16 protein-coding genes are annotated in these 16,936 nt (G+C 62.1%); 8 read left to right on the forward strand and 8 right to left on the reverse strand.

All coding sequences use genetic code 11. The annotated features are described in order from the left end of the window. Window positions 1–55 precede the first annotated feature (55 nt). Window positions 56–226, reverse strand: a complete 171-nt coding sequence (locus E5720_RS14715; RefSeq protein ID WP_084346065.1) for a YbdD/YjiX family protein — start codon at window positions 224–226, stop codon at window positions 56–58. A gap of 1 nt (window position 227) precedes the next feature. Further along, a complete protein-coding gene (locus E5720_RS14720; protein ID WP_136171258.1) occupies window positions 228–2,513 on the reverse strand; it encodes a carbon starvation CstA family protein in 2,286 nt (761 codons plus the stop codon). A gap of 175 nt (window positions 2,514–2,688) precedes the next feature. Here E5720_RS14720 and E5720_RS14725 point away from each other — a divergent pair, with 175 nt between their 5' ends. From E5720_RS14725 to ychF, 3 genes are read left to right on the forward strand one after another with little or no spacing between them, the layout of a single operon-like run. Beyond that, the gene (locus E5720_RS14725; protein ID WP_136171259.1) at window positions 2,689–3,015 is read left to right on the forward strand and encodes a CD225/dispanin family protein; all 327 of its coding nucleotides are present in this window, start codon (window positions 2,689–2,691) and stop codon (window positions 3,013–3,015) included. Between the two features lie 57 nt (window positions 3,016–3,072). After that, complete coding sequence (locus E5720_RS14730; protein ID WP_136171260.1) at window positions 3,073–3,870, forward strand: TIGR03620 family F420-dependent LLM class oxidoreductase; 798 nt, start codon at window positions 3,073–3,075, stop codon at window positions 3,868–3,870. 12 nt (window positions 3,871–3,882) lie between these two features. After that, the gene (ychF, locus tag E5720_RS14735) at window positions 3,883–4,962 is read left to right on the forward strand and encodes a redox-regulated ATPase YchF (protein ID WP_136171261.1); all 1,080 of its coding nucleotides are present in this window, start codon (window positions 3,883–3,885) and stop codon (window positions 4,960–4,962) included. A gap of 251 nt (window positions 4,963–5,213) precedes the next feature. On the opposite strand, the gene E5720_RS14740 is transcribed toward ychF, so the two are convergent. Next, window positions 5,214–5,558: a cupin domain-containing protein gene (locus tag E5720_RS14740; protein ID WP_136171262.1), complete on the reverse strand. Its 345-nt coding sequence runs from the start codon at window positions 5,556–5,558 to the stop codon at window positions 5,214–5,216. A gap of 268 nt (window positions 5,559–5,826) precedes the next feature. On the opposite strand from E5720_RS14740, the gene E5720_RS14745 reads away from it, so the two are divergent. Beyond that, window positions 5,827–6,831 carry an NADP-dependent oxidoreductase gene (locus E5720_RS14745; protein WP_136171263.1) on the forward strand — a complete coding sequence of 335 codons (1,005 nt, stop codon included), beginning with the start codon at window positions 5,827–5,829 and terminating at the stop codon, window positions 6,829–6,831. A 3-nt stretch (window positions 6,832–6,834) separates the two neighbouring features. Here the strand turns inward: E5720_RS14745 and E5720_RS14750 are convergent, their stop codons facing one another. After that, window positions 6,835–8,001 (reverse strand): winged helix DNA-binding domain-containing protein, encoded by a 1,167-nt coding sequence (locus E5720_RS14750; RefSeq protein WP_136171264.1) that lies wholly within the window; start codon window positions 7,999–8,001, stop codon window positions 6,835–6,837. A gap of 62 nt (window positions 8,002–8,063) precedes the next feature. Between E5720_RS14750 and E5720_RS14755 the strand changes: the two genes are divergently transcribed. Then, on the forward strand, window positions 8,064–9,965 hold the full coding sequence (locus tag E5720_RS14755) for an alpha-amylase family protein (RefSeq protein WP_136171265.1): 1,902 nt from the start codon (window positions 8,064–8,066) through the stop codon (window positions 9,963–9,965). 67 nt (window positions 9,966–10,032) lie between these two features. Next, the gene (locus E5720_RS14760) at window positions 10,033–10,395 is read left to right on the forward strand and encodes a VOC family protein (RefSeq protein WP_136171266.1); all 363 of its coding nucleotides are present in this window, start codon (window positions 10,033–10,035) and stop codon (window positions 10,393–10,395) included. Between the two features lie 7 nt (window positions 10,396–10,402). On the opposite strand, the gene E5720_RS14765 is transcribed toward E5720_RS14760, so the two are convergent. Then, the gene (locus E5720_RS14765; RefSeq protein WP_136171267.1) at window positions 10,403–11,257 is read right to left on the reverse strand and encodes a PE-PPE domain-containing protein; all 855 of its coding nucleotides are present in this window, start codon (window positions 11,255–11,257) and stop codon (window positions 10,403–10,405) included. A gap of 60 nt (window positions 11,258–11,317) precedes the next feature. Beyond that, window positions 11,318–12,613: a WS/DGAT domain-containing protein gene (locus E5720_RS14770; protein ID WP_136171268.1), complete on the reverse strand. Its 1,296-nt coding sequence runs from the start codon at window positions 12,611–12,613 to the stop codon at window positions 11,318–11,320. Between the two features lie 58 nt (window positions 12,614–12,671). Between E5720_RS14770 and E5720_RS14775 the strand changes: the two genes are divergently transcribed. Together E5720_RS14775 and E5720_RS14780 are read left to right on the forward strand one after the other, a co-directional pair. Then, window positions 12,672–14,066, forward strand: coding sequence for a wax ester/triacylglycerol synthase family O-acyltransferase (locus E5720_RS14775; protein WP_136171269.1), 1,395 nt, complete (start codon window positions 12,672–12,674; stop codon window positions 14,064–14,066). Beyond that, window positions 14,066–15,070 (forward strand): NAD-dependent epimerase/dehydratase family protein, encoded by a 1,005-nt coding sequence (locus tag E5720_RS14780; RefSeq protein ID WP_136171270.1) that lies wholly within the window; start codon window positions 14,066–14,068, stop codon window positions 15,068–15,070. Before E5720_RS14775 ends, E5720_RS14780 begins: the two co-directional genes overlap by 1 nt. 120 nt (window positions 15,071–15,190) lie before the next feature. Here the strand turns inward: E5720_RS14780 and E5720_RS14785 are convergent, their stop codons facing one another. Further along, window positions 15,191–15,988 carry a hypothetical protein gene (locus E5720_RS14785; RefSeq protein ID WP_136171271.1) on the reverse strand — a complete coding sequence of 266 codons (798 nt, stop codon included), beginning with the start codon at window positions 15,986–15,988 and terminating at the stop codon, window positions 15,191–15,193. A gap of 136 nt (window positions 15,989–16,124) precedes the next feature. Further along, a complete protein-coding gene (locus tag E5720_RS14790; protein WP_136171272.1) occupies window positions 16,125–16,703 on the reverse strand; it encodes a TerD family protein in 579 nt (192 codons plus the stop codon). Window positions 16,704–16,936 lie beyond the last annotated feature (233 nt).

Here is a 16,936-nt window from a genome sequence, read left to right on the forward strand (position 1 = left end):
GTGTCACCGGCGGACACGCCGCGCTAGCGGGAATCAGCCATCGGCGTGTGGAGCTTCAACAACACCGTGCCCCGGGGTGTGCATCGGCCTCGGCGTAGCGGTCCCGCCAGAACTGGCGCTCCGATGGAACCGGCTCGTCCGGATGCACCCGTCGCATATGGGCAAGGTAGTGCTCGTAGTCCTTGTCACCCATCACCGAGGTGATCCACCACCACAGGCCGTGCATGTCAGTGCTGCCCGGCGTGTGCGGCGCCGGGTGCTCGGACGGTGCCGTCGGCGATCAGTTTGTCCCAATCCTGCTGGATCTCTTTCTCCGCGGCCGTCGGGATGAAGCCTGCGGGGGCGAAGATCTTCGAGGGAACTTCGGGATCCTCGTTGTTCGGAAGCCCTCCTGCCCGAATGGCTTTGATGCACACCACGAGGCCGGCCACGGCAACGATGAGGACCAACACCGCGAAGATGATCGACAGTGTGCCCTGGATAAAGGTGTTGCGGATGACGGCATCGATCGCCTCGGACGTCTTCGCACTCTGGAACTCGGTCAGCCCCTGAGCCTTAGCGTCGACGAAGATACTGTGCTGCTTCCAGTAACCGATGGCCGGGATGTCGGAGAAGATCTTCTGGTACGACGCGGTCATCGTGACGATGAGATCCCAGATCAACGGAACGCCGGGGATCCACGCCCATTTGTAGTATCCGCGCTTGACCACGATGGTCATCACGACGGTGAGAGCGATCGCGGCAAGAAGTTGGTTGGCGATACCGAACAATGGGAACAACGTATTGATACCGCCGAGTGGATCGGTGACACCCATGAGCAGGATTGCACCCCACGCCGCAACAACTACGAACGAGCACAGCCACGCGCCGGGACGCCACGACGGGTCTTTGAACTTCTTCGCCGACGCGCCGGGAAGGTTGCCGATGCTGTCGGAGAGCATGAAACGTGCCACGCGGGTTCCGGCGTCGACGGTGGTGAGGATGAAAAGTGCTTCGAACATGATGGCGAAGTGGTACCAGAACGACTTGAGGCTTGCGCCCCCGAAGACTTGGTGCAGGACCTCGGACATTCCGAACGCGAGGGTGGGTGCGCCGCCGGTGCGCGAAATGATCGATTCTTCGCCGACGGCTGCTGCGGCCTGGGTGAACTGATCGGGCGTGATGTCGGTACCACCAAGCCCGAGACCGTTCACATAGGTGGCCGCACTTTCGGCTGTTCCTCCGGTGAGTGCTTCTGGCGCATTGAGGGCGAAGTACAAATGCTGGTCGAGGATGCATGCGGTGACAAGGGCCATGATCGCGACGAACGATTCGGTGAGCATGCCGCCGTAGCCGATCATCCGCATCTGCTTTTCTTTCTCGAGCAGCTTCGGAGTCGTGCCGGAACAGATCAGCGCGTGGAAGCCGGAGAGAGCGCCGCAGGCAATGGTGATGAAGAGGAACGGGAAGAGTGAGCCAGAGAACGCCGGGCCGTTGCCTTCGGTCGCGAACGACGTCATGGCCGGCATCTGAATCTCCGGGCGGGCGATGAGGATACCGATCGCCAACAGGGCGATGGTGCCCACCTTCATGAAGGTCGACAGGTAGTCACGTGGGGCGAGGAGCAGCCACACCGGCAGGATCGATGCGGCGAGACCGTAGCCGATGAGGAGCCAGGCGACAGTGACCTTGGAGAGGGTGAACCAGTCGGTGCCCCAGCCGGTTTCGGCGACCCAGCCGCCTGAGATGATCGCGAACAGTAGGAGTACGACGCCGATGAGCGAGACCTCGGACACCTTTCCTGGGCGGAGAAATCGCAGGTAGACGCCCATGAAGAGCGCGATCGGGATGGTCAGTGCGATGGAGAACACTCCCCATGGACTCTCGGCCAACGCGTTGACAACGACGAGCGCGAGTACCGCAATGATGATGATCATGATGACGAAAACGCCGATCAGAGCGGCGATTCCGCCGACCATACCGAGTTCGTCGCGAGCCATCTGACCGAGGCTTCGTCCGCGACGACGCGTCGAGATCCACAGGACGAGGAAGTCCTGTACGGCTCCCGCGAACACGACTCCGATGATGATCCACATCGTGCCGGGGAGATAACCCATCTGGGCAGCGAGAACTGGGCCGACGAGCGGACCTGCTCCAGCGATCGCAGCGAAGTGGTGTCCGAACAACACCCGACGGTCCGTCGGCATGTAGTCCTTACCGTTTTCGAGAATCTCCGCGGGCGTCGCCCGATCGTCGCGTGGGTGGATGATCTTGTTCTCGATCAAACGCGCGTAGAAGCGAAAGGCAATGACGTAGGTGCACACGGCCGCAATCACGAACCACACGGCGTTGATGTTTTCGCCACGGATGAATGCGACGACGACCCAAGCAAGACCGCCCAGCAAGCCGACAACGACGAACATCACTCGCTTCGTCGCCGTCATCGGACTGGTGTCCACAACGCCCACCGGGGGGAGATCTGGATCCGTTTTCAACAACTCGACGTGTGGATTACCAGGCGGTTTCAGTGTCATGTGATGGACTCCATGCCTCGCGGATGTGACTATGATCACCCTAAGCATGTAGTCGGCTCGCGTCGGGGATTTCTGGCATGGATATGGGCCCGAAGGTCGCTAGTGCGCGCCGAACGGTACTGCCGGCGACTTGGTCGTATTATTCGTCTTTCATCGATCATCGGGGGATTTCGCAATGTCAGGTCCGTTCGAGCAGCCGCAGTACCAACAGCAGGCCTATCCGTCCGCGCAGCCCTACGCACAGCCCTATGTGCAGGCACCGCCGATGCCGCCGTCCAATGCAGGCTGGGCAGTGGTCGCTGTCATCTTCTTCTGGCCGCTGGCGATCTCGGCGTTCAACCATGCACTGAAGGTTCACCCACTGTGGTTGATCGGCGACATTCAGGGCGCGGAGTACTCCTCGAAGCGCGCCGGATTCTTCGGCAAGCTGTCACTCGGGCTCTTTTTCGGATTCTTCCTGCTGTACATCCTGTTCATCGCGCTGATCGTCGCCAATAGCTAGCTGTTGCAAGGGGTCTGACGGCTCCTGTTGGGCGCGAAGCGTTTTAGTATCGCTTGCATGGACACACTCGGACTCGGCAAAATTGGTTTCTCCATCGGCGTCTCTCACTCGTATCTCGAAGATGCTCGTGAATTGGAGTCGCTCGGTTACAGCGCCCTGTGGTTGCCCGGTGGCCAAATCGACCGGCTCGAGCGGCTCGCCGATCTCGTGCACGCGACCGAAACGGTGAAAGTGGTGCCCGGCATCGTCCCCGTCGACCGCTACAGCTCGTCGGCGACGGCCCAGCTGTACAGCGAACTGGAATCCTCGGGCCGGTTCGTTCTCGGGCTGGGTGGTCCACAGGCAGCCCGTCCACTTGTCGGATTGAATGCATACCTCGACGAACTCGACGTTCCTGCCGATCGCGTAATTCTCGCAGCGCTCGGTCCCAAGAAGCTGGAGATGGCTCGACGTCGAGCAGCCGGTGCGGTGGCGTTGTTGGTCACCCCGGAGTACACAGAGGCAGCGCGGGCACTCCTCGGGCCGGATCGAACGTTGGTGATCGACCAATTCGTCGTGCTGGAGAACGATCCCGGGCGTGCCCGCGCGATCGCCCGCGAGCCGCTGTCATTTCTGGCGACCGTGGACGGCTACCGCCAGAACTTTCTTCGCATGGGGTTCACCAGCGACGATGTCGATCAGCTCAGCGATAAGCTGGTCGATGCCGTAGTCGCGTGGGGGAGCGTCGAGGACATCGCTGAACGCGTCGATGCACACCTGCGGGCGGGTGCAGATCATGTCGTCTTGGCCCCGTTGGGCGGCTCGGCCGTCACCACTGGCCGGGCACTGTCGGGGCTGGTGATGCGTCCAAAGTAGACTCCATAGACCGTGAGCCTCACCCTCGGAATCGTCGGACTGCCCAACGTCGGCAAGTCCACCCTGTTCAATGCGCTGACCAACAACGATGTGCTGGCCGCGAACTACCCGTTCGCGACCATCGAGCCCAATGTCGGCGTCGTTGCGCTGCCTGACCCGCGGCTGGGCAAGCTCGCCGAGGTCTTCGGCTCGGAGAAGCTGGTGCCCGCGCTGGTGTCGTTCGTCGACATCGCAGGGATCGTCAAGGGGGCCTCCGAGGGCGCCGGGCTCGGCAACAAATTCCTTGCGAACATTCGCGAAGCCGACGCCATCTGCCAGGTCGTCCGAGTCTTCGCCGACGACGACGTGGTGCACGTCGACGGCCGTGTCGATCCGTCCGCCGACATCGAGGTCATCGAAACCGAACTGGCGATCGCCGACCTGCAGACCTTGGAGAAGGCAATCCCGCGCGTGGAGAAGGAGGCGCGGATCAAGAAGGATCGCAAGCCTGCGCTCGACGCCGCCATTGCCGCCCAGGCAGTGCTCAACGAGGGCAAAACACTGTTCTCGCAGAGGGACAAGCTGGACTTCGAGCTGCTCAAGGAATTCCAGCTCCTCACCACCAAGCCGTTCCTCTACGTCTTCAACGCCGACGAGAGTGTGCTCACCGACGACGCCAAGGTCGGCGAACTCGCCCGCCTCGTCGCACCCGCAGACGCCGTGTTCCTCGACGCGAAGATCGAGTCCGAACTGCTCGAACTCGACACCGAATCTGCCGCGGAACTGCTCGAATCCGTCGGCCAGACCGAGCCGGGCCTCGACGCCCTGGCTCGCGCCGGCTTCCACACCCTCGGATTGCAGACCTACCTCACCGCAGGCCCGAAAGAAGCTCGCGCGTGGACGATCAACAAGGGCGCCACCGCGCCTCAGGCTGCAGGAGTCATCCACACCGACTTCGAGCGCGGATTCATCAAGGCCGAGGTCGTCAGCTTCGAGGACCTCATCGAGGCCGGATCCATGGCCGCAGCCAAGGCTGCCGGCAAAGTCCGGATCGAAGGCAAGGAATACGTCATGGTCGACGGGGATGTCGTGGAGTTCCGCTTCAACGTCTGACCGAGGTTCACGTAGCGGTTCGAGTGGACCGTCCCGCGGACCTGTGACTCCGGGGTGTTCAGCAAGGACATCGGTTCACCCGCGAAGACGCAGGTCCTTGTGGATGTCACGAATCACCGCATGCGAATCCTCGCCGCCGACCGGCCAATCGGCATTCGGAATGTGCGTCATCGCTCAGTCGTCGAACGAGGTCAGATATCGCGTCAACGCAGGGCTCCTTTGGTGATGGTGTCCATTGGTCGAGAAGAGGCCTACCCGCGCCTGACTACATCGACCGATATCTCCACCGCCGAAACCTCTCCTCTGTTCTCGAGCCAGTGGAGCGTGTTCCGGTCTTCGGGCCAGCCCAGACCTGGCCCATACTCGGTGGTGATCCCGTCGCGATGGTCCGTGATGGTTCCCTGCAGCACGTAGACCGTTCCTGGCCTGCCCTTGTGGTCATGTACCGGGCCGAAAACAGCTCCCGGCTCCATGGTCACCATGCGTGTGCGCAACTGCCACCCGTCCATGCTCTGGATCTCGGAGCCGAGGTCAACCGTCGACAACAACTCGACCACGACCCCCTTCGTCTCTGGCCCCATCTGCTCTTCACTCATCGTCCTGTCCTCTCGTGCGCAGAACCCACAGAGACAACCTCAATCTGCTGACGTCGATGTGTATTCGCCAATTATCCCGCCCTTGTCCAGTCTGCAGCGGTCAGAGGACTTGCTAGCCGAATCGGCGTTCTCCGCCTTGTCTCCTCGCGGCGGTGACAATTGAAAGTAAAAGCGCGACAACTGTTTCTGCTTGGATCTGTAAGAAGCGTCCGCGCTGCGGCACAATCGACTACCCCGCGGACCACGACTGACTCAGTACAGTCGAAATATGCTCAGTCGAGAAGTGCAGTTGAAGTCGCTACCGGATGGAAATGTCCGCGCGGAGAACTTCGGCGTGTTCGACAAGGACGTCGCGTCGCCGACGAAGACGCAGGTCCTCGTGGGTGTCAGGCGCCTCGGCCTCAACGCGGGTCTTGCTCACCGTCTCGGCGGTGAAGGTACGGCCTACGGGCCGGGGATCGGCGTCGGTGATGTTCCGTCCAGTGATGCCGTCGTCGAGGTGCTCGAGTCCGGCGTCGAGGGTTTTCAGCCCGGAGATCTCGCCGTCGGCAAGGTTCCGTGGTGCACGGCCGCTGTCGTGGAGGCCGATGAGCTGCGCAAGATTCCCGGCACGGAGTCGAATGAGGGTCTCGACGCTCATCTCACGGTTCTCGGGCACGTCGGCTTCACCGCATACACCGGGTTGATTCACGTCGGTGATGTTCAGCCCGAGGACGTCGTCTACGTCTCCGGCGCGGCGGGCGGAGTGGGCAGCTGCGTCGTACAGTTCGCCAAAGCACGTGGGGCAACCGTCATCGGTGTCGCCGGTTCCAACGACAAGGTCGCGCTCCTCACGGACACACTCGGTGCGGACAAAGCCATCAATCGACATGACGGCCCTGCCGTCGATCTTCTGCGCGATGCTGCACCCGACGGCATCGACCTCTACTACGACAATGTTGGCGGCGAGCAACTCGAAGCCGCGCTCGAGGTACTGAACTTCGGTGGTCGAGCGGTGATCTGCGGTGCCGTGGGGGACGGCGGCGGTCCGGCAAACTACCGCAGGCTCATCTACCAGGAACTCACAATGAAGGGCTTCGCTGTCACGTCACACGAGGATCTCCGCGAACAGTTCGAAACCGAGGTGGGAGGTTGGCTGCGCGAAGGCAAAGTCTGCAGCCTGCACACGGTTTTCGAAGGCATCGATCGCGTTGCGGATGCGTTCGTGTCACTTCTGACCGGCGGCAGCTCGGGCCGGGTAATCGTGTCGGTGCCGTCACAACCTCGGAAGTGATCGCTACTTCTTCCCCCGAAGCCGCTTCTCCAGCGGCGTCGGGAAGCTCGGGACAACGGCGGTCCCGTCGAGCAGGTCGGTGATCCTTCCTGCCTCCGCGGCAATTGCCTCGACTCCCGAACCGACCTCCTCGAACAATTCGGTCACCACCTCACCGGCTGGCGTGACGGCCCAGCCGCCGACGATGCGGCCGTCCGACCAGATCGTCGGACCGATGTTGCCGTACGTGTCGAACAGTGGAGCTTTGTGTTCGCCGAGGTACCAACTGCGGTGCTTCCACCCCATGGGTGTGGGGTCGAGCGCGGGAAGCAGGATCACACCGGTCCGGCCCTTCTGCAAGACAGTGTCGGCCAGCATGATCCCGTCGCCGGCGTCGAGTTCAACTTCGACGGTGTCGAGGCCCGCAACTGCGGTTCGCGTCTGAGTTTTGTTCCAACCGGTCCACCACTGAACATCGTCGAGCGTTGCGGGCCCGAACACGTCGAGCCAGCGTCGTGCAAGCTCGCGGCGGCTCTCGGCCTCGTCGAGAGTCGGAATCCCGCCCGGCCACCACTGATCGATCGGCGCCCACGCGTGCCTGCGGGATGTCCACGAGCCGCGGGGTTCGACGCGCACCATGCGCCCTTCGGCGGCCATCATCGACAACACCTGCGAAGTCACATAACGCTTGACGTCGTACGCCTTGTCGGTCGTGGGAAGTAGCGCTGTTCTCAGTAGCGGCGCCGCGGCCGACAACTCTGCACCCGTTGCCGACCCGGCGGCCCTCAACGCGTCCTCCGCCTGCTTCTCGACGGCATCGAGCCAACCCGGCACATCCTCGATGACAGGTTCGGTCGGAAGCGTCGACACCTCTTTGATCAGTCTCGCGCGCATCGTTCGGGCCACCCCGACGCTTGCTGCCGCATGAATGATCGGGACGTCGTCGTGCGCGACTACGAACAGGGTGCGGCGCATCGCCATGAGCCGCAAAAGGTTTGGTCGGTCGTACATGGCGGTGCGGACATCTTCGATGGACAGCGATCGGGCGCGGGCGAGCACCGACAGATACACCGTCGCAGGGTCGGTAGCGTGCAAAGCCAGCAGTGAAGAGACGACGTCCTCGGCGGTGGGGGAGTCCGCGAAGTGGCGAGCGGCCAGATGGGCTCGGCGCTGGGCGTCGGTGATCTTCACTCGGACAGTGTGCCTCTCCGATCTCGAGGGCATCGACAGTACCGTCGTGCCATGATGCAGGCATGGTTGTCGCGCCGGCCCACTCCGCAGCTACGCTCCAGATTTTGGCGGGTCTCCCGGCCCATCGCCAAGAAACATTTCAGCTGCGGTACGAAATGTGGTGGCCCGATCTTCACGACGCCGTCACCGCGATCTATCCGGACCCCGACGCCGTAGTGTCGCGCCTGGTGGAAGCTGCTGCTGCCGGCTTTGCGCAGCGCCCGCCGGAGTTGCACCGGTTGGACGAACGCAGGCTTCTTCGGCCCGACTGGTTTCAACGGCCGGACATGTTCGGCTATGCCTGTTATGTCGATCGGTACGGCGACACATTGGCCGGTCTCGGGCAGCGACTCGATCATCTCGCCGACCTGGGCGTGACGTATCTGCACCTGATGCCGCTACTGGCGACACGGCCAGGAGACAACGACGGCGGCTATGCAGTCATGGACTACCGATCGGTCCGCCCCGACCTCGGAACCAATGAGGACCTGAGCGCACTGGCGACAACGCTGCGTGAGCGTGGCATCAGCCTCGTCGTCGATCTCGTCGTCAATCATGTTGCCCGCGAGCATGAGTGGGCAGAGAAAGCGCGTTCCGGCGACCAGAAGTTCCGTGACTACTTCCTGATCTACCCCGATCGGAGTACACCGGATTCGTTCGAACGCACGCTGCCCGAGGTGTTTCCCGACTTCGCGCCGGGCAGCTTCACGTTCGACGATCACATGGGGGAGTGGGTGTGGACCACTTTCAACGAGTGGCAATGGGACCTGAACTGGGCCAATCCGAATGTGCTGCTCGAGTTTGCAGACATCGTCATGCACCTTGCGAACCTCGGCGTCGAAGTACTTCGGTTGGACGCGATTGCGTTTCTGTGGAAGCGGCTCGGAACCAATTGTCAGAACCAGCCCGAGGTCCACGCCATCACCCAGGCCCTGCGGGCAACCGCTCGGCTCGCTGCACCGGCCGTGCTGTTCAAGGCCGAAGCGATCGTCGGGCCCCGAGATCTGATGCCCTACCTCGGTCTCGGTCAGCACACCGGTCGGGTCTCCGACATCGCGTACCACAACAGTCTGATGGTGCAGGTGTGGTCGATGCTGGCGACCGGCAGTACAGCGCTGGCCCGGCACGTCCTCGCGTCGCTACCCCCGACACCGCCGGGCGGCACCTGGGTGACGTACGTCCGATGCCACGACGACATCGGCTGGGCGATCGACGACGGCGACGCCACCGCACTGGGGTTGACGGGCGCCGGGCACCGTCTTTTTCTCGCCGAGTGGTATAGCGGTGAATTCGATGGTTCCTGGGCCGAAGGGCTCGTATTTCAACACAACGAAAAGACCGATGACCGGCGAATCAGCGGCACCTCAGCAGCATTGACCGGACTCGGCCCGTCGAGGCGCGATCCGGACGGAGCGTTCGCGCGCATCTTTCTCGCGCACGCCGTCATCTCGGTGTGGGGTGGCATCCCCGTCGTGTGGAGCGGCGACGAACTGGGATCCCCCGGTGACGCAGAGTGGGCCGCCGAACCGGGGCACGGCGAGGACAATCGCTGGGTCCACCGTCCCCGCATCACCGACGAAGACCGTGCACGACGCCTGATAGCCGGCACCGACGAGCAGCGGGTGTTCGACGGGATCGCGCGCATCGCCCGGGTGCGCGCGGGGCTACCAATGTTGCACGCCGAGGCGCCGGTGGACCTGCCGACCGACTTCGACGACGGCCTCTTGGTGGTCCGTCGACGCCACCCCAGTGGCACCCTCGTCGCATTCTTCAACATGACCGCCGAGCATCGGCCGTTTCCGTACTCGCATGTGCTCGATCTCGGCGTCGAACACCCTCGGGAAGTTCTCGCACAGCACGATGTGATGGCCGACGAGTTCGGTTCGGTATGGATGCCGCCCTACGCCGCATGGTGGATCATCTGACTGCGCGTATCACCGGAACCGCCGGCCTTCGGTCACTGGAGACGTTCTCTTCATTACGCTGTCACCCATGACACGACCTGCGATCGACATGGACTACATCGTCCTCGACTGCCCGGACACCGCAGCGCTGGCCGGATTCTACGGCAAGATGCTCGGGTGGAACATCGTCCGATCCGAGAAGGATTGGACGATTCTCCAAGGCCCGGGCAATCTCAAATTGGCGTTTCAGCTGGCCGAGAACTTCGTTCCGCTGGAATGGCCGTCGGAGGGGATCAAGACTCACTTGGATCTGGTCGTCGACGACATGGCCGCCTCCGAGGAATTCGTCGTGGGACTCGGCGCCACGAAAGTGACCGGGCCACTCGATCAGCCGAGTTTCACCGTCTTCCGTGATCCCGTCGGTCATCTCTTCTGTCTGTGCCTGCGCTGACCTAGACTCACGCTGCGTATGACGTCGGGGCCATCGTTGCCTGTACCTGCAGCCACTGCGCCAAGATTTGGCAACCGGTCAGACCGCTCGCATCGAGAGGCTCACTCGCATAGGCGATGTGGCGATCTCCGGACGGGTTGGATATTCGCCACCTCCGCCATACCAATGTCCGGGGCAGATATCCGCTGAGCTCGGTGGCGGCCACACGCAGGCGTCGTATGTCTCTCCGCCACTGTTTCGGCGACAGGCGGGTCTTGGCAGCATTTTGAAAACCATTGCTACGCAGCAGTATCCATAGCTGTTGCAGCCACACTTTCGGAGTGCGAAACGACATCCATCGGGTGAGGTCCGCGATGTCACGAATGTAGCTGTCTTCGCTTGCATTGCAGATCATATCCGCGGGTTGCCCGATCCAGATCACCGCGACCGAGTCCGGAAGCTTTGGTCCGTCCCCGGCAACCCCGCGTCCCGTGCAGGCTGGCACGGCGCCCGCAGGCTGCTGGGGATCGGAGATCAACCCGGCGGCGGCGACGGCAGGAAGGTGCACCTCCCCTCTTGCGAGAAGGCCCAACACTTCACGAATGACCGAGCAGCCCTGGGAATAACCGATGAGTGCAATCGGTCCTGGGGTTACCTGGATCGCCGAGATCAGACGTTGGACACCGAGCTCGGTGCTGTGCGAGAAGCTGAGGCCGCCGACTGCCACCGGCCCATACGACGCGGGGTAGCCGACCCACCTTCCGTGGAATCTTTCATCCAATTCGCCGGTGACGCTGCTCAGCAGCCCGGAGACCTCGGTGCGGTCGTCGTCCGGGTGAGATTCCCCGGTGCCACCGACCGCAAGAACCGTCATCTGAGTCATATCCAAGAGCATGCGCGATGAGTCTGAGGCCAGCACCCGCACAATGCTGAGAAGAGTCTGTCAAACAGGTCGGCTGAGGCGATCGGCCATTTCGTCGACCGCGTCGTGCACGAGCCCCGCGTAGAGATCTGGGTCGTCCACCGCCGAGGCGCTCGAGGAGACGCTGATGGTCACCACGTCGCCGATTCCGTGAACGCCGTGGGTGAGGCTCATGACCGGGGACAGCGCCGGAAATCCTGCGGTGAATCGGACGCGCCCACCGCCCAAGGTGAGGTCGGCGGATCCGCGATTCACACTCGATACGACGGTATTGCCGGTGACCGTATCGGGTATCACGGTGGGGTCGAACTGACGGATTCCCCATCGCAGTAGTACTGCGGGCACCATCTCGGACGCGAGAGCCTCTGCGGCCATAGCCGGATGATCGGCACGTGCGCGACGATCGCGCAGCGCTGCCGAAATGTGCTTCGCTCGCTCGAGCGGATCGATGATGCCCGGATAGAGATCGATACCTGCATTACGAAAGTGGTTGCGGGCCCGCCGCGGCCCGCTCTTTCCCAAGGTGACCTCTGCGCCGAGCAACTCCGGAATCGGGTCGCCGCAGCGTCTCAGGTAGTTCGACAGCGCTATGGACACTGCCGTGATAGCGCCGACCGTGACGGTAACCCCGGGACCGCTCAGCTCGGTACGGTCTCGGACCACGGTCCGGATGCTCGTCTCACCTGCTGGGGCAACGTTGACGCGGATCTTCTCCCTGCCGGGCGACTGCGGGGGTATCGACCCCGCAGCGGTGTCGGCTGCGAGGGTCCCTTCGAGTACCTGGGCGCGGCGGGATTGCCTGATGAACTCGACGGGACGGAAGCGTCCGCGTGGGTTGTGCAGCGGGGCGGAGAAATCACGCTCGCCGAAGAGCTGTCGTGCGAGCGAGGAGGCGACACGGCCGTCACCGAGGGCATGTGAAACCTGTAGCACTGCAACAAGTGCGGGCCCGATGCATCGTGGAGCGCCGGAGACAGAGTCGAAAAGATGTAGCAGCCAAGGAGTTTCGAGCGGATCGACGGGGCTGGCGAACAGGTCGGCGACGGCTCGCAGGCATCCTGTCCATGTTCCCTCGGGCAGCGTATGCGAGATGACGTGGTGTGGTCCGACGGTCATCGGAACGGTCCGTGGATAGCCGAAGGCGGCGGCGAAGCAGATGTCGAGTTCGGGTACACCGCGGGCAGTCGACACGAGTCCATCCACGACGTCGACGGCAGCGGTGCTCGTGTCGAAGCAATAAAGCAAAAATTGGTCGTTCGGAATTTTCGAAGACATCCAATAGGCCTGCGCGTCGGTCGGGTGTAAACGTCCGGACATCTGCACAGAATAGTCGAAATCTCAGCGAGAAACTGAAACACGTTCTAATGTCAATCGAATGGAACGGTTGAGCGGACTGGACGCGAGCTTTCTATACCTCGAAACCCCTGAGCAGCCACTGAATGTGTGCGGTCTCATCGAACTCGAAGCGGTGGGTGATGGCGTCGACTACGACGCCGATGCCCTGAAGGTCGAGCTGTTGCGTCGGCTGGAGGGCATTCCAACGCTCCGTAAGAAGCTCCACGACAGCGTCTTCAATCTCGACCACCCTGTCTGGGTCGAAGACGAGAACTTCGACATCGACAAGCATTTCCATCGTATGACCCTCCCCGCGCCCGCAGGCAAAGACGAAGTCGCGGCGGCATGTGCGCATTTCGCCGTGCAGCCCCTGGACCGCTCGAGGCCGCTGTGGGAGATGTGGGTGCTCGAAGGGGCGAAGAACGGCAAGACTCCCATTTTTCTGAAGATGCATCACTCGACGGTCGACGGAATCTCGGCAGCGAACATTATTTCGCTACTGTGCAGTATCGATCGGGATGCGGAACCACTCCCACCATCACCGGGGGTCGGATCGGTCAACAACTTCGACCTTGCGGTGGGAAGTGCAGTTTCCTTCGCGAGCAGGCCTTTGCAGGCACTCAGCATTCTTCCCGCCACGGTACGAACCCTCACCGGGTGGATCGGGCGAGCTCGAAGCGGGCGGGCCATGCCGCCGCCGTTCGTAGCACCGCGAACGCAATTCAACGGCACACTGAGTCGGCACCGCAGCGTCGCCTTCGAGCAACTGAAGCTTTCCGACGTCAAAGAAATCAAGAACGCATTCGACGCCAAGGTGAACGACGTCGTGCTGGCAATGTGTGCGGGTGCAATCCGCATCTACCTCGAAAAGACCGATGGTCTACCGGAAGAGTCGCTCATCGCAGTCGTCCCGGTGTCGGTGCACGAGAAAAGCAGCAGACCGGGGACCAATCAGGTATCGGCAATGTTCGCGTCGTTGGCCACCGACATAGACGACCCGGTCGAACGATTGCTCGCTATCTCTGCGAGCCATGAGGTCGGCAAGGAGCACAACAGGGAAATCGGTGCGACCCTGTTGCAGGACTGGGCTCAATTTGCCTCTCCAGCAACATTTGCCGCGGCCATGCGTGCCTACGCGGCACTCGATCTTGCCCAGCACCACCCCGTCGTGCACAACCTGGTGATGTCGAATGTCCCCGGTCCACCGATGCCGTTGTATTTCCTCGGGGCCAAGGTGACCGGAATGTTTCCTCTAGGACCGATCTTGCACGGTGCCGGTCTCAACATCACCGTCATGTCCGGCGACGGGCGACTCGACATCGGTCTCATCGCAGACCGCGAACAAACACCAGATCTGGATCGGCTCGCCGACGCGATGGGCGAGTCGCTCGCAGAGCTTCTCGAGGCAGCACAAACACGAACAAAGGAGAGCTGATGCGGGTGCTCGTCACCGGCGGTACCGGTTTCGTCGGGGCATGGACCGCGAAGGCAGCCGTCGACGCCAGACACGAAGTTCGTTTCCTGGTCAGAAATCCTGACAGATTGCAGACGAGCGCGGCCCAGATAGGCCTGGACGTCAGTGACTTTCGCCTCGGTGACATCACCGACGCCGACTCGATCTCGCGGGCCATGGATGGCTGCGACAGTGTCGTTCATGCTGCAGCGGTCGTCGCTACCGATCCATCTCGTGCCGAGGAGATGATCGCGACGAACATGCTGGGTGCCGAGAATGTGCTCGGGACTGCCGCAGCTCTCGGCTTGGATCCGATTGTGCACGTCTCGAGCTTCACGGCCCTGTTTCGGCCAGGTTTGGAGATGCTTCGCGCCGATCTTCCGGTCGTCGGTGGAACCGATGCATACGGACGCACCAAGTCCCAGGTCGACCTCTATGCACGCGGAATGCAAGACGGCGGTGCGCCGGTCGTCATCACCTACCCCGGGATGGTGCTCGGTCCTCCTGCGGGTGACCAGTTCGGTGAAGCCGCCGACGGCGTCGAATCCGCCCTGAAAATGCGAATGCTGCCGGGACGCAGCGCAGCCTGGACTGTCGTCGACGTCCGTGATCTCGCGGCGGTGCATTCGGCTTTACTCGAACCCGGGCGTGGGCCGCGTCGCTACATGGTGGGTGGCAAGCGGATACCGATCGGGTCGATTGCCGAGATGCTGCGTAAGATCACGGGTACGACAGTCCTCCCGGTGCCCGTTCCCGACGTCGCGTTGCGACTGCTGGGACGAGCATCCGACATCGTCGATTCGGTGTCACCGATCGAGACCCCCGTGTCTCGGTCACCGATTTCCGAGGCCGCGATGCAGTACTACACGCAGATGCCGCCTTCCGACGACTCGCCGAGCGAGAAAGATCTGGGAGTGCACTACCGCGGGTCTCTCGATACGCTCGATGCCACGGTCGCGGGCCTGCGCAGCGTCGGACGGTTGTGACCGAACTCCGCGTGACTTCAGTTCCACCCCAAGGGGATTCGTAGAAGCTCTTATCGAGACAAAATGCGGCGCCGCAAGAGCGGCGCCGCATTTTGTCGGTTCACGATCGGTGGAAAAGCGTCAGCCGACGTTTACCAAGCCCACGGTCGGGAAGTAGAAGCAGTTGTTGACGCCGTCGGCAGTCTTGTGTTCGACGTTGCCGAACACAGCTGCGAGAACGGTTCCCGAGCCGGTTTCCACCGGTGCGAGGCGCGCCCCGGCGGCAGGCAACTTGGCGATAGCCGTGGTCAACGCACCTCGTACCAACTGGGTAGTAATGGGGTCGAGCTTGGCATTGTCGAGTATCGAATCGACGAATGTCGTAGTGGCTCCGCCCATATCGGCGAATCCGCCCTTCAAGGTGTTGACGTTGAACCATGCCACCTGCATGCCCGCCTTGTTCGCCGAGTCATCGACGATACCGGCCGGGACGAAGGCAAACATCGTCTCGCCCTTCTCGACAGCGTTGAGTGGGGGAAGCAGCGGTACCTTCGCATTCGGCCATGGCCCTCCAGCTGCTCCCGCTACTGCCGGAGAGATGCCGAATGGTACGCCGGGAACCTCAGCGCAATTGATAGCCGCTGTCGGGTAGAAGAACGGCGTGATACCGAGTTCGGTAAGGATCTTGTTGGCGGTGTCGAGAGCCGCGAGAGGGTTGGCGTCGACGTCGTCGGCGACGGCAGTGCGGGCTCCCGAGATCGCGGTCGCTGCGGCCAGCGCAGGATCATTGGCTGAGGTGCCCTGCTGCTGAAGGGCCGTCACTGCCTGCGCCAGTGGATCCATTGGCGCCGGATCTGCCGTCGCGGTGGCGGGCAGCGCAAGCAACGCTGCGCAGGACAGTGCGACTGTTCCAGCTATTCGACCGAACCGAGACGACATGTGTTACTCCTGTGACTGATGAAACCAATGTTACGAATGTGGTGATCCGACCACACTCGCCCATGGATTCTCAAGCCCAGAGGTCGTCGGTTATTCAATCGATACCCGCAGCAGGCCGATGATTTCTGCGAATCAGCTAACCGACATTGATTCCGTAGTCGCGAACAATGCCCGTCAAACCGGACGCATAACCCTGTCCGATTGCCCGGAATTTCCATTCCTGACCTCGTCGGTACAACTCCCCGAACACCATGGCGGTTTCGGTCGACGCATCCTCGCTGAGATCGAAGCGAGCCAACTCGCGATTGTCGGCGCGATCGACCACCCGGATGAATGCATTGACGACCTGGCCGAAATTTTGCCCCAGAGAATCGGCGTCGTGAATCGAGACCGGGAACACGATCGATTCGACCTTCGGTGAGAGGGCCACGAGGTCGATGTTGATGCTCTCGTCATCGCCCTCGCCCTCGCCCGTCCGGTTGTCGCCGGTGTGCTCGATGGCACCGTCCGGCGAACGGAGATTGTTGTAGAACACGAAGAACAGATCGTCGACAGACTTCTTGTTCGAGTCCAGACCGATTGCGCTTGCGTCCAGATCGAAGTCGCCGCCCGTGGTGTCGCGGACGTCCCACCCCAGACCGACCGATACCGACGTGAGGTTGGGGGCCTCCTTGGTCAGTGACACATTTCCGCCCTTGGAAAGCGTTACGCCCATGAAAATCTCTCCTTCGATCGTCCTGAACCGATGACTCCACAGTAGGTTGTGCGCGCGCGGGCCGGCGAAGGCACGTGCTCGGAGCATCTGTGCAAAGAGAGGCAAATGATGCTGTGGAGTCTGGAGTGACTAGCGGTACCGGAGTGAGTGTGGTGCAATACGCAAACCGAGAAATGTAGCAGCGCCGACTTGAATCAGCGGTCTGACACGCCGAATCGAACTATCGATGTGGG

This window comes from Rhodococcus sp. PAMC28707 (assembly GCF_004795915.1).
GTDB lineage: Bacteria > Actinomycetota > Actinomycetes > Mycobacteriales > Mycobacteriaceae > Rhodococcoides.